We start from the raw sequence: 19,092 nt of genomic DNA on the forward strand, positions 1-19,092 counted from the left end.
ACTCCCCCGCAGTCCCGCTGCCGCCTCGGCGCCGAGGTACTGGTCCAGGGGCCACCTCGTCACCTCGCCGACGAGGTCGGTGCCCGCGGCCAGGTGCGTCCACAGCTCGTCCAGATTCCGCGAGCCTGCGAACCGCCCGCTCAGCCCCACGATCGCCATCGGCTCCATGTCGTCCGACGCGGAGCCGGACCCGGAGCCCGACGGGGTGGCGGTCGCGACGGCGGCCGGTCGCGTATGGCTGCGGACAGGAGCTGCGGCCGGGGCTTCCACCGCTTCGACCCGCGGCACCGTCACACCCGACGACGCCACGTGGGCGGCGAGTTGGCGCAGCGTGCCGTGCTCGAAGAGCACCGTCGTCGCCAGGTCGGTACCCAGCACCGCATTGACCCGCTGCACGAACTGGATACCGAGGATCGAGTCGAGCCCGTAGTCCCGGAAGGCCATGTCCGCGTCGATGTCTGCCACCGGCATCTTGAGCGCGTCCGCGAGTTCTGCGCGCAGCCGGTCGTGGACGGTGTGCTCCACGTCCCCGGCCTCGTCCGTATCCCTTCGAGTCGGCGGCGCGACGGGACGGCCCCCTTTCTCGGCCGGGGCAGCCGCCCGCGACCCGCCCGCGAAGACGCCGTCGCTTTCGGCCACCACGACCTGGCCGCCGAGGTGGTGGGACTCCTGGACGGGGAAGAACACCGACCGGAAGCCCGCCTTCTCCAGGACGCCCTGCCAGACCTCGGACTCCAGCGCCGGGCTCCCGGCGATCCGCAGCTCCGGATCCTCGTGCAGCCACCAGCCCTCCAGCAGGCCGAACGCGGCATGCGTCAGGAGGTTGATGCCGGCCATCTCGTTGAGCACCAGGAGGGCGTCCGGGCGCATGAGCGTCTTGACGTTGTCGACCGTGACGCCGATCCTGCGGGTCGCATGCAGCACGTTGGCGGCGAGCACCAGGTCGTACGAGCCGAGGTCGAAGTCCTGCTCGCCCGGGCTGCGTTCGATGTCGAGCAGCCGGTAGGACAGGTAGGGGTTGTCGGGGCCGTAGGTGGCCTCGGCGTGCTGCAGGAAGGCGCGGGACAGGTCGGTGTAGCAGTACTCGGCGACGGCGTGCCGGTAGGGCTTGAGCTTGCGGAAGACCTCGGCGCTGGTCGATCCGGTGCCGGCGCCGACCTCCAGGAGGCGCAGCCGTACGTCCGGATCGGCGGCCAGGCGCTCTTCGACGTAGGCGACGACGACGTCGGTCGTCCAGGCATTGAAGAAGTCGGCGAGCGGATTGCCCTGGTAGACGGCGCGGACCTGGTCCATGGACCCGCCGGGGAAGATGAGGTCGGTGGGGAGCTTCTCGCCCCGCAGGACCTCGGGGAGGGAGCGGAGCATGGCCTCGGCGATGACCAGCCGCGGGCGCACGCTGGCGTCTGCGAACCACGTCCCCTTGGTGCGCTCCCACTCCGCCCACAGGGCGTCCGCGTCCTCGACCCGGCCGGTGCACCTGCCGCCGGTGTAGCGGACGACGCCCAGTTCGTCGAGCATCGCCAGGCTGGCCTCCAGCCAGCGCGCCACGTGCCGCGCCGGACGGACGCGGGCGGTCACGGAGGAGAAGTCGCCGACCCCGCCTTCGAACCAGCCGACCGCCACCAACTGACGCCACAACAGCCTGCCGAGAAGCTCGTCCATAACCGGTTCGGTCCCCCATCGAAGCCGCGGAGTGCCGCCGGCCCGGCAGGTGAGCGCAGGGACGTGTGACGACATCCTGGTAAGCGGTCGCTTTCGCGCGCGGATGTCGCTTCGTCGCAGACCCGCACGTTTCCGAATCGCCGCTGGTGCGTCGGATCGACGCTATCGCGGTGTACAGACGGGGGAATCAGGGCGCGTTCAGAAACACGGAGGAACCGAACAGATGCGACACATGGCTGGTCACACCCGCTTCGGTTTGAGAAACGCAAAACAAGCCCCCGTGTTAGGTCCCCCGTCAGGAGCCGGCGGGTTATCAACACCGGCTCCTAGACCTGATGTTCGCATCATAGGCAGACGTGCGCCGGGGATGCGAGCACCATCTGTGAAGATCGTGCGGTGTTCATGGCCTGAGCGGTGCGGTTGACGCGCGGAGAACCCGCACCGCCAGGGGCTTCTTCACCTCTCAAACACCGGCATTTGGCCTGTTTTTCATCAGCTGTCAGCCACGTCCGAATCGCGTGTCGCCTGCAGGGGCCATCGGTTACGCTGACGCAGCACCGACCATCGACAGCGCGGCCGGCCCGACGGATCCACCCGGTCGTCCACCGAACCAGACGGGAGACAGCGGCCATCGCCACCATCGTTCAGGACACCGCGATCGAAGCCAGTGCCGAGGACGTGTGGGACGCGGTCCGGGACGTGGAGGCCGTGCACAAGCGCCTCATCCCCGGCTACGTCCTGGACGCGCGCATGGACGGGGACACCCGGTATCTCACGGTGCCGGGCGACGCGGTCATCCGCGAGCTGATCGTCAGCATCGACGACGACCTGCGCCGGCTGGCGTACTCGGCGGTCGAGGGCTTCAAGATCCCCCTGACCCACCACCACGCCTCCTTCCAGGTCGTCCCCGACGGCCCCACCCGCTGCCACCTGGTGTGGACCACCGACGTCCTCCCCCACGACATGGCGGAACAGGTCCGGCTGCGCGTCGTGCGCGGCTCCCAGGTCATGAAGGAGACCCTGGAGCAGCAGTCCTCCCATTGACCGCGACCGCTGCGATGTCCGCTGCGGCGCCGGCGTCGACGGGCGGTTGCGGGGCGCCGTAGTGGGCCACGTAGTGCCAGACCTTCTTCAGCGCCTGGGGGTCGTGCCGGTTCGTCCGGGCGGCCCGGCCGATCAGCCAGGGGTCCAGGTGGCCGTCGAGCGCGATCTCCGCGCCCAGCTCGACGTATTCGGGGCCGCGGAAGTCGGGGTACCTGCGCATTCCGTCCACGCCGAGCCGGAAGCCCGGGTGCCACTCGACCGGGCAGGGCAGGCGGCGGGCCGCCTGCTCCACGTCGGTGCCGCGGTAGCTGGGGTCCAGGACCAGCGCCTCGACGTCCTGGTCGAAGCGCACGGGGCCTGAGTGGGCATCAACGAGGTCCGGTTCGACTGCCGTCCGCGTCGCGAGGACGACGGCGACGGCGGGGAAGAGGACGGTGTGCTCGTCGTCGTGCCCGTCGTCGACGGGGTGCCGCTGACCGCGCTGGTCGACGGGTTCGAGACCGCGGCCGGCATGCGTCCCGCGGGGGACGCCTACGGGGGCCTGGTCCCGGAGGCCCAAGGGGCCGGGGGGATGGCGGACCACTACCTGGGGCGGACCGCCGGCACGGGCCGGCCGCGGACCGCCGTACTCGGGTGCGTCTGCGGTGACGTGGGATGCTGGCCGCTCATGGCCCGCATCTCGGTGACCACCGGCCTTGTCGTGTGGGACTTCTTCGAGCAGCCCCACCGCCCGGGTCGCGACTACACCGGCTTCGGCCCCTTCCGCTTCGAACGCGGCCGGTACGAGGACGCCCTGCGGACGCTGGCCGCCCAGGGGGCCGCCCAGGTCGACTCCTGTGGCGGCGGCACGCCGGTCTGAGGGCGCTCGGCCACGGCGATCGCGGTGCGGCCGAAAATCGGTGGAGGCGCAGGCCGTCGCGGCGTTAGCTTGCTGGTGACCGTAGGACGCCGCTCAAGGAAGGGCACGCCGTTGCACTGCATGTGAGAAACCCCCGTTCGCTGATTCCGTCGCGCGTCGCCGTCGAGGTGCCGCGCTCCTTTTCGCTGCGGTCCTCTCACTGGAAACGGTGTCTGTCTGTGTCCAAGACCTGGGTCCTTGTGCCCACTTGCCTTCCCGTCCTCCCCCATCGCTGCTGCCGCGCCGTCGGTTCCGGCAACCCGGTCGTACGGCGCCACGCCCCGGTCGTGCGGGGGCGGTTCGAGCGGCCGGCGTGGCAGTCGCCGTACGGGCCGCCGCCGCGGCGGTCGCACCGCGGGCGGTGGGTTCCGGTGCCGGGGCGTACCACGTCGTGGTCGGCGCTGTGGCGTGCCGCGGACCAGGGGCGGGTACGCGCCGAAGGGTGACGGCGGGAGGGCCTACGGCTTGAAGTAGTCCGCCATCAACTCGCTCACCCACTGCGGCTGTTCGACGCCCACGGCCTGGAACTCGACCATCACCGGCTTCACGTCGATGACCGGTGTGCCCGACACGGCGTCGAGGCCCACCACCGTCAGTTCCCGGCCGCGGACGGACTCCACGGCGCAGCACGTCACCCCGATGCGGTTCGGGCGGCGGGGGCCGCGGTCGGCGAAGACGCCGACGGGCGGGAGGTCGGCGCGGCCGCGGTACGGGCGGGGTTCGCGGTAGTCGTCGCGCTCGGGGAGCTGGTCGAAGACGAAGAGGACCTCGACGTGGGAGAAGCCCTCCAGGCCCTGGAGGGCCGCGTCGCCGAACCGCTCGTCGACGGTGATCGTGCTGCGCACCGCACCCCAGTTGTCGGTGTGCTGGACGTCCGTCCTGTCGTTGTGGACCGTGCCGATGGGGGTGACCTCGAAAGTTGCCATGCCCACGGTTCTACCGCCTGGGCCGGTGTCCTGTCCTGCGGTGGTCGATCTCCGGGGCCGCCCGCGGGGGGCGGGGCCTAGGATCGCGGGCAATGACCGCCCGCGCTGTCGTCTTCGACTTCTTCGGGACCCTCACTCCCGGCACGCCCTCGCACGTCTGGGACGAGCACGCCGCCCGCAGTGCGGCGCCGCTCGGCATCCCGGTCCGCACCTGGCGCGCCGCCCTGGACGCCTCGTTCCCCGAGCGGGCGACCGGGGTGCTGGGCGACCTCGCCGCGACCTACCGCACCCTGGCGCTGCGTTGCGGTGTGGAGCCGGACGACGAGGCGCTCGCGGCGGCCTGCGCGGCACGGTCGGCGTCGCAGGGCGAGCTGTTCGTCCTGCGCGACGGCGCAGCCGCGGTGCTGGCCGAACTGCGCGCCCGGGGGCTGCGGTTGGGCGTGCTCAGCGACTGCACCCGGGAACTGGCCGACAGCTGGCCGCGGTTGCCGGTCGCGGGACTGGTCGACGCCCGCGTGCTCTCCTGCGAGGAGGGGCTCCGCAAGCCCGATCCGGAGCTCTTCCTGCGGATCGCCCGGCAGCTCGGCGTCCCGCCGCGGTCCTGCGTCTACGTCGGTGACGGCGGCGGGAGCGAGCTGACCGGCGCGTCCGGATGCGGCATGCGGGCGTACATGCTGAGGGCCGCGGACTGGGACGAGAACGATGCGTGGGCGCGCGAGGACGGCTGGCCAGGGCCTTTCCTGTCCTCGCTGGCCGATGTGCCGGCGCTCTTCGACCCGCCGCTCTCCGGCCCGGCGCCGGAGCGGCCGGCACCTGCGTGACCGCGGGCTACCGGGTGTGGGCGTCGTAGGGGCGGGTCATGATCTCCATGTAGTGGCCGACCGGGTCGGCGAAGTACAGTCCCCGGCCGCCGTGGTGGCGGTTGATCTCGCCCGCCTGGCTCATGTACGGGTCGGCGTAGTACGTGACGCCCGCCGCCTCGATCCGCGCGAAGGCCGCGTCGAACTCCTCGTCGGAGATCAGGAAGGCGTAGTGCTGCCGGGTGATCGACCCCGCCGGGTAGGAGGCGAAGTCGAGGGTGACGCCGTTGGCGGTGGCGACCGGGATGAAGGGACCCCACTGCGGGCCGACGTCCAGACCCAGGATGCCGGCCAGGAATTCGGCGGACTCGCGGTTGTCGCGCGCGTGGACGATGGTGTGGTTCAGCTCGACTGCCATGGTCGGAATGCCTCCGTGAGGTGCACTCGGGGTCAAGGGCGGCCGGCGGGCCGGGCCGGCCAGGCGAGCAGGGCGGCCTCTGCGATGTGGCGCAGGTCGGTGCGGGTGGCGCCGTCGCGGGCCTGGGCGGACATGCCCTGGAGCACGGCGGCGTAGAAGGCGGCGAGTGCCCCGGCGTCGGTGTCGGCGGGCAGGGAGCCGGCCCGTACGGCCGAGCCGATCCGGTCCTCCAGGGCGGTTCTGGCCTGCCGGCGGATGTCCCGCAGCCGCTCTGCGACGTCGGCGGACTGCGGTGAGCAGTTGGTGGCGGCGGTGATCAGCAGGCAGCCGGGCGGGCGGTCGGGGCGGGTGTAGGCCTCGGCGGCGTCGCGGAGCAGCCGTTCGACGGCGGCGCGGGCGTCGCTCTCCTCGGCGAGCGCGCGGACGGTGAAGGCGCCGTAGGTGGCGTTGTAGCGGTCCAGGGCCTCGTAGAAGAGCGTCTTCTTGTCGCCGAAGGCCGCGTAGAGGCTGGGGGCGCCGATGCCGAGGGCGGCGGTCAGCAGCGAGACCGACGTGGCGTCGTAGCCGTGCCGCCAGAACACGGCGACGGCGCTCTCCAGCGCCTCGTCGCGGTCGAAGGAGCGCGGCCTGCCGGTTCTCATGGCTCCCATTCTAGACCGATCGCTAGAGATGTAGAGATGTCTGGTAGCGTATTTATCGAACGATCACTACAGAAATAGAAGTGAGGGATCCCCATGGTCACGCTCGGCATCCTCATCCGCTTCGAGGCCAAGCCCGACAAGGTCGCGGCGGTCGAGAGCATGCTCCGGTCGGCACTGCAGCAGGTGCGGGGCGACGCGTCGACGGTCGCCTGGCACGCGCTGCGCCTCGGCCCCACGTCCTTCGCCGTCTTCGACGCCTTCGAGGACGAGGCCGGCCGCCAGGCCCACTGGGACGCCTACAGCAGGCCCCTGGAGGACGCGGCCCCCGACCTCTTCACCGCCCCGCCCACCGTCGACTTCGTCGACATCCTCGGCGCCAAACTCCCCGGCGCGTGACGTCAGGCCCCGCCAGGGCGCGGACCCAGGCCCGTGCGGGCCAGGACCGCCGCGGCCAGGGCCTCGGCCGGAAGCCGGCCGTCGAGGACGACGGTGTCCGGGGGGAGGGTCGCGCGGGCCGCCAGGCAGGCGGGGAGCCTGGCCTTGCACCAGGCACGGCCGTCGGCGCTCCGCACGGGGTCGCCGGAGAAGAGGGAGCGGGCGTCGATGCGGTCGACCAGGACGTCGTGCGGGACGTCGAGGAAGAAGTGGGCGAACTGGATGCCCGCGGCGTCCAGGGAGCCGAAGATCTCCTGGAGATAGGCCGGCTCGACCAGCGTCATCGGGACCAGCAGCGGGCGCGCGTACTCCTGGACCAGGCCGGTCGCGAGGGCGGCGACCTGGCGGCGCCACTGGCGCAGGTCCTGGAAGTCACCGGTCGGCACGTCCACGATGGACGACAGCAGGGTGCCGACCGCCTCGGGGTCGAAGAGCAGCGCCTCGGGCAGCCGGGAGCGCAGCTCCCCCGCCAGGGTCGTCTTGCCGCTGCCGAAAGCACCGTAGATCCAGATGAGCACGAGAACCCCTCCGCCGCAGGTCGGGTGACCGTACGTCAGGGGGCGGCGCGTCAGGCCGCGGAGGCGGTGACCTTGACCAGGAAGGCGTCCAGGTTGCGGCGGGTGCGGGCGATGTGCTCGTCCAGGGTCAGGGTCTCTTCCATGCGGCGGACCAGCGGGGTGGTCTTCTTGCCGCGGATGTAGAGGGAGCAGGCCAGGTCCGCGCACATGTAGAGCGCGACCGTGTTGCCCTGGCGGCCGGCCTGGCCGGCCAGCGGGGCGGCGAGCAGGTCGACGCCGCCACCGCCGTGACCGGTCAGGCACAGGCCGCACAGGCTGCTGCGCATCAGGTTGCGCCGGGCGCCGGGCGCGACCCGCATGGCCAGGCCGACCGGGTCGCCGCCGGTGACGGGGCTGACCAGGTAGGCGCGGTCCGGCGCACCGGGGTCGCGCCAGCCGACGAAGTCCAGGTCGCCCCAGGGCAGCTCGGACAGGTCGCGGGGCAGGCTGATGCGCTTGGCCTCGCCCTTCGAGCAGTTCACGAAGCTGGCACGGATCTCGGCGTCGGTCAGGGCGTCCATGGCCAGAAGCTACCTCTCCCCCGCCCGCACCCTCGACTGGTTTTCCCCGCCGCCGGCCCGGCAGCGTCCGCACAACCCCACCCGGCAGCCATAGCCGCGCACCTTACGCGGCCGCCTCCGCGGCCGGCCGCAGCACGTCCTGGCACCACTGCCGGAAGGTGGTCGGCGACGCGGACCGGGACGCGTACTCCCCGGTGCCGTAGATACCGGCCTCCACCGCGTCCCCCATCGCGACGAGGCCCTGCGCCCAGGCCGGGCTCACGCCGCGCCCGACGAGGTCGGCGCGCAGCCCTTCCGCGGGGACGCGCCGGTAGGCGACGGGCCGGCCCAGGACCTCGGCCATCACGGCGGCCATGTCGTCGGGGGAAAGGTCCTCGGGGCCGGGCAGCGGGACCTCCTCCTGGCCGGTCCAGGTGTCGTCCAGGAGCAGGCGGGCCGCCGTTGCGGCGATGTCGCGGGTGGCGCAGGCGGGGCCTTTGCGGTCGCCGGCGACCTGGCCGTAGAACACGCCCTGGCGGGTGATGGGTTCGAGCTGCCGGAGCACGTTCTCCATGAAGCCGGGCATGGCCAGCGAGCGGTAGTGCACCCCGGTGCTCTCGATCAGGTGGTCCATCGCGAAGACCGCGGATATCTGCCCGGCGTTCCTGGCGGTGCCGCGGCCGAGGCTGGAGACGCCGACGACGCGCTGCACACCATGGGCGGCGATCGCGTCGCACAGCGGGCGGGTGAAGTCGATGACGTGCCCGTGGAGGCTGGCGGCGCGCGGGTCGGGCGGCAGCACCCACAGCACGGCGTCCGCGCCCACGCAGGCCTCGGACACGGCGCCGGGGTCGTCGGACGACCCCTTGACGACCTCGGCGCGCTCGCGGACCTCCGGGGCCAGCCGGGAGGGGTCGCGGGCGATCACCCGGACCGGGGCGCCGGCATCGATGACGCGCGCGAGGGTCTGGTGGCCGATACTGCCGGTGGGCGTGGTGACGACGATCATGGTCTTCTCCTGACCGGAGCAGGCCGGACCGGACGGACCCGGCGGGCTCCACGAACACGACGTGCGCAACGTGCGCAACGTGCGCAACGTGCGCAACAAGCTCTACAGCCGAACAGAAGTAAACTCTACCGTACCGTTTACTTCGCTGCACAGGGAGGTCGACGAATGGCGAGACGCGGCGAGGAACTGCGCGAGCACATCCTCTTCACCGCCAAGGACGTCTTCCTGGAGACGGGGTTCGAGCGCGCCTCGATGGATACGCTGGCCGCGCGCGCGGCGACCTCGAAGCGGACCCTCTACGCGCACTTCGAGAGCAAGGACAAGCTCTTCCTCGCCGTGGTCGACCTGGTGCGCGAGCTGTATCTCGACCGGCTGCGCACGCCTGCCGAGTACGCGGATGACGCCGGGGACGACGCCGAGGCCGTCGCGCTCTACTGCGGCCGCTTCCTGCAGATGCTGCTGTGGGAGCCGACCGTGCGGATGTGCCGGCTTGGCATCGCCGAGGCGGAGCGGCTGCCGCAGGCCGCCGCCCGCTACCACGAGGCGATCTTCGACTCAGCGCACCGGCGGCTCGCCGACCACCTGGCCTCGCGGTACGGGCTGCCGCCGGCCGACGCGGACACGGTCGCGCACGAGCTGATCGGGCGCACCCTGCACCCGCGCTTCCTGCGGGCGCTGTTCGGCACCGAACAACTGCTCACCGAGCGGCCGGAGAAGGAGACGATCGCGGCCGACGTGGACCTCGCGCCCATCCGTGCGGCGGTCGCCGCCGCGCTTCCCGCGGCGGGCTGAGCGGTCAGCGCAGCGGTGTGCCGGTCTCCTCGGCCAGCACCGCGAGCAGCTCGTCCTGGAACGCGGTGTCGTGAACGGACGGGTGCGGGTCGGCCTGCCTGCGGTGGTACCAGTAGCCGCCTTCGGCCTGCGCCTCGGGGTCGTCGGAGACGGCGAGCCACTCCTGCGTGCGGTGGCCGAGTTCGAGGTCGTCGGTCGCGTACGGGCCGCCCATTTTCGTCGGCACCCAGCCCGGGTCGACCGCGTTGCTCAGCACCCCGGGGCGCAGCCGGCCCATGGCGGCGGCTAGCGCGGTGACGTAGAGCTTGCTGTCGGCGTACGAACCGGCCCCGCGGCCCTGCCAGTCGACCCCGGCCAGCGAGGGCCGCCCGTCGTAGTGCGAGCCGCTGGTGACGTACACCAGGCGGCGCGGGGCCGGCAGCAGCGCGGTGAGCAGGTAGGGCGCGACGATGTTGACGGGCATGACGTCCCGGCCGCGCCACACGCCGGCATTGTGGATGACGGCGTCCAGCGGTTTGGCGGCGTTCAGTTCCGCGGCGACGGCGCGTACGTCGTCGCGCTCGGTGAAGTCGCCCACGACGAGGTCCGCACCGCGGTCGACCAGCGGGCGCAGGCTCGCCGAACGCCGCCGGCTGCGGGCGTGCACCACGACGTCGTGCCCCGCCGACAGCAGCGTCTCGGCCGCCGCGCGGCCCAGCCCGTCGGCGGATCCGGTCACCAGGATCCGGCTCATGCGGTCACCGCCCCGGGAGCGGGCGCGGCGGCGTTGCCGCTGTCGACAGCGTCCACGAGTGCTTGCGGCATGGAGGCGCCCCCCTTTGCTCATGGCCACGACGGCCCGTCCACGGAAAGGCTACCGAGGCCCTTCCCGGTCCATCGGACTTCGGCCCGCCGGTGAGGTGACTGTGTGAAGTCCGCCGATCCGCACCGTGCGTACGGCTGGGCGACGGGCAGTCGTCACGACGTGTGGACGGTGGGCGCGGAGCCGGCGGCCCGCAGCTCTCGCACCAGAGCGCGCACGGCGGCGGAGCCGGCGAGCTCCGGGGTGGTCACATAGCCGATACGGCGCGTCGGGCGCCACGGACCGAGATCGGCGATCTCGACCGAGTCAGGTGCCCCGAGCAGGGAGAGTGCGGGCACGATCGCCATTCCGTGCCCCCGCTCACGAGCGACAGCACTGCTCCGCCGTCCTCGGCCTCGATCGTGGCCCTCGCGATCCAGTCCTGCGCGCCCCACCAGGCGCGGGTGTACGAGCCGCAGTTCTCGCCCCAGTCGACCAGCGGCAGCGAACGCGGAGCCGGATGTCCGGCCGGATGGACCAGGAAGTAGCTCTCCTCGAAGAGTCCGCGCGCCACCAGCCCCGCCGGCAGCCGCGCTCCGTCCAGCGTGGCGATGGCGAGGACGAGCTGTGCGAGTTCGCGGTTCCCCACCTGCAGAGCGGCCGGCTGGCGCTGGACGAGACGGTGGTGGACGGGTTCGAGCACATCGTGGACGCGTTCCTGGGCATGCTGCACGGCGGGAACACCGGAAAGATGATCGTGCGGGACCGTGCGGAGGCCTGGTCCGGCCGTGGTAAGCATTCCCGGGGCTCAGCCCGGGGAGCGGAAGTCAGGGCTTGATCGCGACGCCCACCCACAGACTCACGTCCGCGTCCGACACCCTCGGGAGTTCGGCGCGGGTGGTCTCCTCGGGGTGCCAGCGGTGGCCGACCTCGATGCCGGGCTCGATCAGCTCGTAACCCTCGAAGAAGCGCTCGACCTCAGCGCGGGTGCGGACCTGGGCGGGGGTGCCCGACTTGCGGTAGACGCCGACGACCTCCGCCCACGACTCGGGGTCGAAGTCCGGGGTGCAGTGGCTTATCGCCAGTGCGGAGCCCGACGGCAGGGCCGACATCAGGCGGTCCACGATGCCGTACGGGTCGCGGTCGTCGGGGATGAAGTGCAGCAGCGCGTTGAGGCTCAGCGCGACCGGGCGGGACAGGTCGAGGGTGTCGGCGAGCGTCTGGTTGGCCAGGATCGAGCCCGGGTCGGTCGCGTCGGCCTGTACGTACGCGGTGCGGCCCGTCGGGGTGCTGCGCAGCAGGGCGCGGGCGTAGTTGAGCACGATGGGGTCGTAGTCGACGTAGACCACGCGGGCGTCGGCGGCGACGGACTGGGCCACCTCGTGCAGGTTCGGGGAGGTGGGGATGCCGGTGCCGATGTCCAGCCACTGGCGGATGCCGTGGTTGCGGGCCAGGACGCGGGTGGCGCGGTGCATGAAGTCGCGGTTCTCGAGCGCGGTGTGGAAGACGCTCGGGAAGACCGTGGCGACCTCGTCCGCGGCCTCGCGGTCCGGGCGGTAGTTGGTGCGGCCGCCGAGGTAGTAGTCGTACATCCGCGCGCTGTGCGGGATGTCGGTGCGGATACCGGCCTGCACCTCGGCCGCCGACTCCAGCTCGGCGTCCCAGTCCGACTCCGAGCCCGTCTCCGCGCCGCCGAGCGCTGTCTCGTCTGCCATGTCCACAACCCGTCGCTTCAGACCCGGGGCCGTCCCCCGGCAACCGTCGTTACCTCACGCCACATCATAGGGCCGCGATCGTGAAGCCTTGCACGTCGGGGCGCCCAACACCCGTATTTTCAGGCGCGGTTGACGCCGGAAAATCCAACTGTGCGACGCCCGGTCAGCCGAGCAGGGCCAGCAGCCGCACGGCCTGCCGCTCGGCGGTGCCCGGCGGGTTCCTGCCCGGCCCCGCGGCGTCGAAGGCGAGCAGGAGAGCCAGATCCTGCGCATCGGCGGCGTACACCGCCGCGCGCCGGGAGCGCCGAGCGCGGGGAAGAGGAAGCCGTGGATGGCCGCGCGGATGACGTCGCGGGTCACCGTCCGCTCCCAGCGGTGGCCGTTACGGACCACCAGACGGCGTCAGCTCTGTGTCGGCCGACTTCGCAGCGGGCCGGAGCCGGTGTATCGCGACGCGGGCAGCGGCAGCACCCTGTGCCGCACCGGCGACCGGTGGGTCTGCGACGGCACCCTGCGCGCATCGCTGGCGGGCGCCCTGCGCGGGGCGTGCTCGTGCGGTCGGCGGGGCACGGCCTGCCACCCCCTCGACCGGGACGACGCCGACCCGGACGCACCCCACCTGCACGACACCGGCGGGCCGCGCGGCGACTGGGCGCGGCACATCGCGGAAACCGACGCGAGGTCGGTGCTGACTGCTGCTGTCACCGCACTGCTGGAGCCTGCGGGAGGAGCTGGCGGACCTGGCGGCGGACGAGCCGCCGGCGGCGCTGAAGGCCGCCGCCGTCCTGGGGCGCACCACCGGCGAGGTCGCCCGGCAGGCCGCCCTCACCGTGGCGGAGGACGCCGAGGCCGAGGGTGCTGCCCCGGCCTGCGGTGGCGGCGGCTCTCGGCGTCACCGAGCAGGACGCCAGGCCAGGGTCGCCCGCTAGGGCCTGCACCCGGCGGGCGGCCACCGCCTCTGACGTCACATCACCGAGCCGGCGCGCGAAGGGCGTTGGGTGGCAGCCGCGCCACCCGGGCCTCTCCCCAGTCACCCCCGAGAGGAGCATCACTTAGGTTAGGCTAACCTAAGCCACATGATGACCGGTGACAGAACCGGCAGCCGGTCGCGCCTGCGCGGCCACGGGCTGTCGGCCGCAGGAATGACGGTGGCCTACGAGCGCACCGACGTCGTGCACGACGCGGCGATCGCGATCAGGCCCGCCGAGGTGACCGCCCTGGTGGGTCCGAACGGCAGCGGGAAGTCGACGCTGCTGCGCACCCTCGCCCGCCTGCAGCATGCCCGCAGCGGCACCCTGACGCTGGAGGGGGAACAGGACGGCGGCACCGACGGCTTCGCCCTGGACTCCCGGCAGTTCGCCCGGCGGGTCGCCCTGCTGACGCAGGGGCGGCCCACGCCGAGCGGGCTGAACGTGCGCGACGTGGTCGAGTTCGGCCGCCACCCGCACCGGGGGCGCTGGGGACGGCCCGACCCCGGCGGTGCCGCGGTGGTCGACCGGGCGCTCGGGCTGACCGGTGTGGCGCACCTGGCCGCACGCGGTGTCGAGCAGCTGTCCGGCGGCCAGCTCCAGCGGGTGTGGCTCGCCAGTTGCCTCGCCCAGGAGACCGGTGTGCTGCTGCTCGACGAGCCGACCACGTATCTGGACCTGCGCTACCAGGTCGAACTCCTCGACCTGATCCGCGACCTCGCCGACGACCACGCCATTGCGGTCGGCGTCGTCCTGCACGACCTGGACCAGGCGGCGGCCGTCGCCGACCGGGTCGCGCTGCTCGCGCAGGGCCGGATCGCCGCCGACGGCACGCCCGAGGACGTGCTGGCCCCCGACCTGCTGTCCGAGGTCTACGGCATCCGCATCGACGTCGAGACCGACCCCTCGACCGGCCGGCTGCGCACCCGCGCGGTCGGCCGCCACCACACCCGCAGTGAAAGGCCCCACCCCTCCCGATGAGATCCCTCACCGCCCTGTCCGCCGGCCGCTTCGCCGAAGCCGGAGCCGGAGTCAAATCCGCGGCCGCAGCCCTCACCGCCGCCGCCGCACTCTGCCTGAGCGCGTGCGGGACGACCCACACCGCCGCCGACGACACGCCACCGTCCACAGCGGGCTCCGCCCCGGCGACGGCCGCCGCAGGCCCGATCACCCTCACCGACGCCTCCGGGGCGCAGGTGCACCTGGACTCGCCGGCGACCAGGGTCGTCGGCACCGAGTGGAATGTCGTCGAGGACCTGGTCACGCTCGGCGTCCAGCCGGTGGGCGTCGCCGACGTGAAGGGCTACCAGGCGTGGGACTCCGCGGTCCCGCTGACCAACTCCCCCAAGGACATCGGCACCCGCGGCGAGCCCAGCACCGACACCGTCGCGGCCCTCGACCCCGACCTGATCGTCGCGACCACCGACCTGACGTCGGCCGCCGTGGCGCAGCTGCGGAAGATCGCCCCGGTCCTGGAGGTGCGGTCGGCCGACAGCGCCGACCAGATAGGCCTGGTCACCAGGAACCTCGACCTGATCGCCCAGGCGACCGGGACGACGAAGAAGGCCGCCGCCGCGCAGCAGGCCTTCGACGCGAAGATCGCGGCGAGCCGAGCGGCGCTCAAGGCCGCGGGGCTCGAAGGGGCGCGCTACGCCTTCGCCGACGGCTGGGAGCAGTCCAACCAGGTCTCGGTCCGCCCCTTCACCGGCGGCTCGCTGATCGGCGCGGTCAACGAGCGGCTGGGCCTGAAGAACGCCTGGAGCCTCAAGGGCGACAGGGACTACGGCCTGGCGACCACCGACGTCGAGGGCCTGACGGGCCTGGGGGACGTGCACTTCGCCTACATCGTCAACGCCGTCGACGGCGACCCCTTCGCCGAAGGCCTGGCCGAGAACGCGGTGTGGAAGTCGCTGCCGTTCGTGAAGGCCGGCCACGTCGACCGGCTGCCGGACGGCGTGTGGATGTTCGGCGGCTTCGGGTCGATGGGGGCGTACGCCGACGCCGTCGTCGACGCCCTGGTGAAGTAGCGCCGTGGCCGTCACCGCAACCCCGGGGGCGCCCGCGCAGGCGCCCCCGGCGAAGGCCGCTTTCCCCGCGGGTGCCGCCGCGGTGGCGGCACTGGTCCTGCTGGTCGCAGCGCTCGCCGTCGTCGACATCACCCAGGGCACGGCCGCGGTGGGCGCGGGCGAGGTGTGGCGGGCCGTCACCGGGCGGGCGGACGCCGGGGACGCCTCCGTCGTCGTCGCCTCCCGGCTGCCCAGGGCCGCGGCCGCGGTGCTGGTCGGCGTCGCCCTCGGCGCGGCGGGCGCCGCCCTGCAGGCGGTGAGCCGCAACGTGCTGGCCGCGCCCGACACCCTCGCGGTCAACGCCGGCTCCTACCTGGCGCTCGGCGTGCTCACCGTGACCGGCGCGTCCTTCCCGCTGCTGGCATCCTCCGGTGTCGCCTTCGCGGGCGGCCTGGCGGCGGCAGCGGTGGTGCTCGGGCTGTCCGGGCTGGGCGCGGGGACCGTACGGCTGGTGCTGGCCGGCAGCGCGCTCGCGCTCGGCCTCGGATCGGTCACCGACGCGCTGCTGCTGCTCTTCCCCGAGCAGACCGACGGGCTCTACCAGTGGAGCCAGGGCAGCGTCGGCCAGAACGGCTTCGGCGGGGTCGTCCAGATGGCGCCGGTGGTGCTGTTCGGCCTGGCCGGGCTGCTGCTGGTCGCCCGCAGGGTGGACGTCCTCGCCCTCGGCGACGACGCGGCCCGGGGCCTGGGGGTGCCGGTGCTCGGCACCCGGGTCACCGCCGTGGTGCTCGCCTCGCTGCTGTCGGCCGCCGCGGTCACCCTGGCCGGGCCGATCGGCTTCGTGGGGCTGTGCGCGCCCGCGCTGGTACGGCCGCTGGCCCGCCGCCTGCGCGGGCTGGCCCGTGCGCGGGCGGCCGTGCCGGTCGCGGGACTGGCCGGCGCGGCGCTGGTGCTGGGCTCCGACGTGCTGCTGCGGGCGTCGGTGAGCGCCGAGTCCGCGGTCGCGGTGCCGACGGGGGTGGTCACCAGCGGGGTCGGCGCGGTCTTCCTGGTCGTCATGGCGCTGCGCACCGGCGACGGTGGCGGCGCCGCGGCACCGGACCGGCTGCGTATCCCGAGCCGGGCCGCCTTCGCCGCGACCGTCGCGGGGCTGGTGGCGCTGCTGGCGGCTGTGGTCGTGGCGGCCGTACTGCTGGGCGACACCCCGCTGCTGCTGGGCGACGTGCTCAACTGGGCGCAGGGCCGCGGCGACCGGGTGGTGACCTTCGTGCTGGACACCCGGGTGCCCCGGGTGCTCGCGGCGCTGCTGGCGGGGGCGGCGCTGGCGCTGTCGGGGACGCTGGTGCAGGCCGTCACGCGCAATCCGCTGGCCGACCCCGGTGTGCTCGGGGTGTCCGGCGGGGCGGGGCTCGGCGCCGTCCTGCTGGTCACCACGGTGCCGGCGGCGGGCACATGGAGCGTGGCCGGTGCGGCCTTCGCCGGGGCCGCGGCGACCGCGGCGCTGGTCTTCGGGCTCGCCGCGCGCGGCGGCTTCCGGCAGAACCGGCTGGTGCTCGTCGGGGTGGGCGCCTCTGCGGGGACGACGGCGCTGATCAGCCTGCTGATCGTGCTGACCGACCCCTTCAACGCGACCAAGGCCCTGACGTGGCTGTCGGGTTCGACCTACGGGCGCACGCTGCCCGACGTTCTGCCGGTCGCCGTCGTGCTCGCCTTCGGCGCCGCCGTCGCGGTGCTGCGCCGCCGGCAGCTCGACCTGGTCTCGCTCGACGACGACACCCCGCGGCTGCTGGGGCTGCGGCTGGCACCGGCCCGGCTCGGGCTGCTCGCGACGAGCGTCCTGCTGAGCGCCACCGCGGTCGCCGCGGCGGGCACGATCGGCTTCGTGGGCCTGGTCGCCCCGCACGCGGCCCGGGCGCTGGCCGGGCGGCGGCATGTGCGGGTCGTGCCGACCGCGATGCTGCTCGGGGCACTCCTGGTCTGCTCCGCGGACCTGCTGGGCCGCACCGTCATCGCCCCGGCCCAGCTGGGTGCGGGCCTGATGACGGCGGTCGTCGGGGCGCCGTACTTCCTCTACCTGCTGGTCCGCACCCGCAGGTAGCCGGCCCCGGCGGCGGGTGGCCGCCGCCGGGCGGGCGGTTCATGCGGCTGAGCGCTGCGGGAGGGGGCGGCGCAGGGCGGCGCCCGAAGGGGTCTGCAGCGTGTAGCCCATGTCGAGGGCGCCGATGTCGACGCCGGGGGGCGCGATCTCGTCGATCGCGTCCAGGACGTCGTCGGACAGCGTGGTCCCGGCGCCCGCCAGCAGGTCGTCCAGCTGGTCCATGGTGCGCGGGCCCAGGATCGCGGAGGTGACGCCGGGGTGGGAGATGGCGAAGGCCATGGCCATGTGCGTCAGCGGCATCCCGGCCTCCTTCGCAACGGGGATCAGCTCCTCGACGGCCTCCAGGCGGCGGTCGTCGCTGAGGTAGCGGAAGCCGAAGCCGGCCCGGTGGGTGTCGGGCTCCTGGCCCTTGCGGTAGCGGCCGGTGAGCAGCCCGCCGGCCAGCGGGCTCCAGACCAGGGTGCCCATGCCGTGGCGCTGGGCGACCGGCAGCACCTCGCGTTCGATGCCGCGGTCCAGGATGGAGTAGGGCGGCTGCTCGGTGCGGAAGCGCTGCAGGCCGCGCCGCTCGGCGACCCACTGGGCCTCGACGATGTCGGAGGCCAGGAAGGTCGAGGAGCCGAAGGACCTGATCTTGCCCGCCCTGACCAGGTCGGTGAGGGCGGCGAGGGTCTCCTCGATGTCGGTGTCGGGGTCGGGGCGGTGGACCTGGAAGAGGTCGACGTGGTCGGTCTGCAGCCGGCGCAGCGAGTCCTCCAGCGCGCGCACCAGCCAGCGCCGGGAGTTGCCGCGGTGGTTGGGGTCGTCGCCCATCGGCAGGTGGGCCTTGGTGGCCAGGACGACGTCGTCGCGGCGGCCCTTGAGCGCCTTGCCGACGATCTCCTCGGAGCCGCCGTGGCTGTAGGCGTCGGCGGTGTCGACGAAGTTGATGCCGGCGTCCAGCGCCCGGTGGACCATGCGGACGCATTCGTCCTCGTCGGGGTTGCCCATGGCGCCGAACATCATCGCGCCCAGGCAGTAGGGGGTGACCTTGATTCCGGTGCGGCCCAGCGTGCGGTACTTCACGGTGCTCCTCGTGGTCCCTCGTGGTCGGGATGTCGCCGCCGCGCGATACCCTCGGGTAAAGCGGAACAGCGTTCCGCCACGCACGATACGGAACATTGTTCCGCTTAGCAAGGAGGGGTGTCCGTGGACGACGGACCGAGCACGGCGGGCCAGCAGCGCCCGCCGCTGCGCGCCGACGCGCAGCGCAGTGTGGACGCGCTGCTGGCCGCTGCCGCCGAGGTCTTCGCCGAGTCGGGGGTGGACGCCCCGGTACGCAAGATCACCGCGAAGGCGGGCGTCGGCGCGGGCACCTTCTACCGGCACTTCCCGCAGCGCTCCGACCTCATCTCCGCGGTCTTCCGCCGCGAGGTCGACGCCTGCGCCGCCGCGGCCCCCGCGCTGACCGCGCAGTACCCGCCGCTCGACGCGCTCACCCGGTGGCTGGAGCGCTTCGCGGGCTTCATCGCCACCAAGCGCGGGCTCAGCGCCGCCCTGCACTCGGGCGACCCGGTCTACGACAGCCTGCCCTGCTACTTCCAGCAGAACTTCGAACCGGTCCTGGCCGACCTGCTGGAGCGCGCGGCACAGGCCGGCGCCATCCGCTCCGACGCCGACCCGTGGGACCTGCTGCGCGCGATAGGCAATCTCGCCGTGCCCCTGGAGGACGGTGACGACCACACGCAGCGCATGATCTCGCTGCTGGTGGACGGGCTGCGCTACGGCGCGGGTGCCGGGGCGCAGCCGTCCTGACCGAGGCGCCGGCGGGGACGTGAACGCCCCCCGCCGGCGGCCCGTCAT

The 19,092-nt window shown here is 73.2% G+C and carries 23 protein-coding genes and 1 pseudogene; 10 read left to right on the plus strand and 14 right to left on the minus strand.

Annotated elements, in window-relative coordinates; translation table 11 throughout:
* A partial coding sequence (locus tag JT723_RS32680) for a phosphopantetheine-binding protein (protein WP_205048502.1) occupies positions 1-1,662 on the minus strand: 1,662 nt, incomplete at its 3' end.
* A gap of 414 nt (positions 1,663-2,076) precedes the next feature.
* On the opposite strand from JT723_RS32680, the gene JT723_RS35610 reads away from it, so the two are divergent.
* Positions 2,077-2,706, plus strand: a complete 630-nt coding sequence (locus JT723_RS35610; protein WP_265934431.1) for an SRPBCC family protein — start codon at positions 2,077-2,079, stop codon at positions 2,704-2,706.
* Here JT723_RS35610 and JT723_RS35615 read toward each other — a convergent pair.
* The gene (locus JT723_RS35615; protein ID WP_372441405.1) at positions 2,669-3,058 is read right to left on the minus strand and encodes a DUF3626 domain-containing protein; all 390 of its coding nucleotides are present in this window, start codon (positions 3,056-3,058) and stop codon (positions 2,669-2,671) included. The genes JT723_RS35610 and JT723_RS35615 overlap by 38 nt on opposite strands.
* A gap of 9 nt (positions 3,059-3,067) precedes the next feature.
* Between JT723_RS35615 and JT723_RS35620 the strand changes: the two genes are divergently transcribed.
* Entirely contained in the window at positions 3,068-3,565 is a 498-nt protein-coding gene (locus JT723_RS35620) for a hypothetical protein (RefSeq protein ID WP_240166569.1), read from the plus strand.
* Between the two features lie 497 nt (positions 3,566-4,062).
* On the opposite strand, the gene JT723_RS32700 is transcribed toward JT723_RS35620, so the two are convergent.
* The gene (locus tag JT723_RS32700; RefSeq protein ID WP_205048506.1) at positions 4,063-4,530 is read right to left on the minus strand and encodes an SAM-dependent methyltransferase; all 468 of its coding nucleotides are present in this window, start codon (positions 4,528-4,530) and stop codon (positions 4,063-4,065) included.
* 92 nt (positions 4,531-4,622) lie between these two features.
* Here JT723_RS32700 and JT723_RS32705 point away from each other — a divergent pair, with 92 nt between their 5' ends.
* Positions 4,623-5,351 carry an HAD family hydrolase gene (locus JT723_RS32705; RefSeq protein WP_205048507.1) on the plus strand — a complete coding sequence of 243 codons (729 nt, stop codon included), beginning with the start codon at positions 4,623-4,625 and terminating at the stop codon, positions 5,349-5,351.
* Between the two features lie 7 nt (positions 5,352-5,358).
* On the opposite strand, the gene JT723_RS32710 is transcribed toward JT723_RS32705, so the two are convergent.
* Together JT723_RS32710 and JT723_RS32715 are read right to left on the minus strand one after the other, a co-directional pair.
* Positions 5,359-5,748, minus strand: a complete 390-nt coding sequence (locus tag JT723_RS32710; RefSeq protein WP_205048508.1) for a VOC family protein — start codon at positions 5,746-5,748, stop codon at positions 5,359-5,361.
* A 32-nt stretch (positions 5,749-5,780) separates the two neighbouring features.
* Positions 5,781-6,398, minus strand: a complete 618-nt coding sequence (locus JT723_RS32715) for a TetR/AcrR family transcriptional regulator (RefSeq protein WP_205048509.1) — start codon at positions 6,396-6,398, stop codon at positions 5,781-5,783.
* An 84-nt stretch (positions 6,399-6,482) separates the two neighbouring features.
* On the opposite strand from JT723_RS32715, the gene JT723_RS32720 reads away from it, so the two are divergent.
* Entirely contained in the window at positions 6,483-6,785 is a 303-nt protein-coding gene (locus tag JT723_RS32720) for a putative quinol monooxygenase (RefSeq protein ID WP_205048510.1), read from the plus strand.
* A gap of 2 nt (positions 6,786-6,787) precedes the next feature.
* Here the strand turns inward: JT723_RS32720 and JT723_RS32725 are convergent, their stop codons facing one another.
* From JT723_RS32725 to JT723_RS32735, 3 genes are all read right to left on the minus strand, one after another.
* Positions 6,788-7,342, minus strand: a complete 555-nt coding sequence (locus tag JT723_RS32725; RefSeq protein ID WP_205048511.1) for a P-loop nucleotide/nucleoside kinase family protein — start codon at positions 7,340-7,342, stop codon at positions 6,788-6,790.
* A gap of 50 nt (positions 7,343-7,392) precedes the next feature.
* Positions 7,393-7,902, minus strand: a complete 510-nt coding sequence (locus JT723_RS32730) for an FBP domain-containing protein (RefSeq protein WP_205048512.1) — start codon at positions 7,900-7,902, stop codon at positions 7,393-7,395.
* A 103-nt stretch (positions 7,903-8,005) separates the two neighbouring features.
* Positions 8,006-8,890, minus strand: coding sequence for an NAD(P)H-binding protein (locus JT723_RS32735; protein ID WP_205048513.1), 885 nt, complete (start codon positions 8,888-8,890; stop codon positions 8,006-8,008).
* A 165-nt stretch (positions 8,891-9,055) separates the two neighbouring features.
* Here JT723_RS32735 and JT723_RS32740 point away from each other — a divergent pair, with 165 nt between their 5' ends.
* Positions 9,056-9,682 carry a TetR/AcrR family transcriptional regulator gene (locus tag JT723_RS32740; RefSeq protein WP_205048514.1) on the plus strand — a complete coding sequence of 209 codons (627 nt, stop codon included), beginning with the start codon at positions 9,056-9,058 and terminating at the stop codon, positions 9,680-9,682.
* Positions 9,683-9,686: 4 nt separating this feature from the next.
* Here JT723_RS32740 and JT723_RS32745 read toward each other — a convergent pair whose 3' ends face one another.
* Positions 9,687-10,415 (minus strand): SDR family NAD(P)-dependent oxidoreductase, encoded by a 729-nt coding sequence (locus JT723_RS32745; protein WP_205048515.1) that lies wholly within the window; start codon positions 10,413-10,415, stop codon positions 9,687-9,689.
* Between the two features lie 224 nt (positions 10,416-10,639).
* A pseudogene (locus tag JT723_RS32750) lies at positions 10,640-11,082 on the minus strand (substrate-binding domain-containing protein); the annotation flags it as partial.
* Between JT723_RS32750 and JT723_RS32755 the strand changes: the two are divergent.
* Complete coding sequence (locus JT723_RS32755) at positions 10,996-11,301, plus strand: hypothetical protein (protein WP_504819154.1); 306 nt, start codon at positions 10,996-10,998, stop codon at positions 11,299-11,301. The pseudogene JT723_RS32750 and the gene JT723_RS32755 overlap by 87 nt on opposite strands.
* Here the strand turns inward: JT723_RS32755 and JT723_RS32760 are convergent.
* The 3 genes from JT723_RS32760 to JT723_RS32765 all read right to left on the minus strand — a co-directional run bounded on the left by JT723_RS32760 (position 11,291) and on the right by JT723_RS32765 (position 13,146).
* On the minus strand, positions 11,291-12,055 hold the full coding sequence (locus JT723_RS32760; protein ID WP_240166560.1) for an SAM-dependent methyltransferase: 765 nt from the start codon (positions 12,053-12,055) through the stop codon (positions 11,291-11,293). The genes JT723_RS32755 and JT723_RS32760 overlap by 11 nt on opposite strands.
* 286 nt (positions 12,056-12,341) lie before the next feature.
* Positions 12,342-12,464: a hypothetical protein gene (locus JT723_RS36000; RefSeq protein WP_265749853.1), complete on the minus strand. Its 123-nt coding sequence runs from the start codon at positions 12,462-12,464 to the stop codon at positions 12,342-12,344.
* Between the two features lie 415 nt (positions 12,465-12,879).
* Complete coding sequence (locus JT723_RS32765) at positions 12,880-13,146, minus strand: hypothetical protein (protein ID WP_205048517.1); 267 nt, start codon at positions 13,144-13,146, stop codon at positions 12,880-12,882.
* 108 nt (positions 13,147-13,254) lie between these two features.
* On the opposite strand from JT723_RS32765, the gene JT723_RS32770 reads away from it, so the two are divergent.
* From JT723_RS32770 to JT723_RS32780, 3 genes are read left to right on the plus strand one after another with little or no spacing between them, the layout of a single operon-like run.
* Complete coding sequence (locus JT723_RS32770) at positions 13,255-14,127, plus strand: ABC transporter ATP-binding protein (protein ID WP_205048518.1); 873 nt, start codon at positions 13,255-13,257, stop codon at positions 14,125-14,127.
* On the plus strand, positions 14,124-15,173 hold the full coding sequence (locus JT723_RS32775) for an iron-siderophore ABC transporter substrate-binding protein (protein ID WP_205048519.1): 1,050 nt from the start codon (positions 14,124-14,126) through the stop codon (positions 15,171-15,173). Before JT723_RS32770 ends, JT723_RS32775 begins: the two co-directional genes overlap by 4 nt.
* 4 nt (positions 15,174-15,177) lie before the next feature.
* Positions 15,178-17,250, plus strand: a complete 2,073-nt coding sequence (locus tag JT723_RS32780) for an iron ABC transporter permease (RefSeq protein WP_205048520.1) — start codon at positions 15,178-15,180, stop codon at positions 17,248-17,250.
* A gap of 39 nt (positions 17,251-17,289) precedes the next feature.
* Here the strand turns inward: JT723_RS32780 and JT723_RS32785 are convergent, their stop codons facing one another.
* Positions 17,290-18,315, minus strand: coding sequence for an aldo/keto reductase (locus JT723_RS32785; RefSeq protein WP_205048521.1), 1,026 nt, complete (start codon positions 18,313-18,315; stop codon positions 17,290-17,292).
* Between the two features lie 117 nt (positions 18,316-18,432).
* Here JT723_RS32785 and JT723_RS32790 point away from each other — a divergent pair, with 117 nt between their 5' ends.
* Entirely contained in the window at positions 18,433-19,044 is a 612-nt protein-coding gene (locus JT723_RS32790; protein ID WP_372441406.1) for a TetR/AcrR family transcriptional regulator, read from the plus strand.
* The last annotated feature ends 48 nt before the right edge of the window (positions 19,045-19,092 follow it).

It is taken from the genome of Actinacidiphila bryophytorum (assembly GCF_016916835.1).
GTDB lineage: Bacteria > Actinomycetota > Actinomycetes > Streptomycetales > Streptomycetaceae > Actinacidiphila > Actinacidiphila bryophytorum.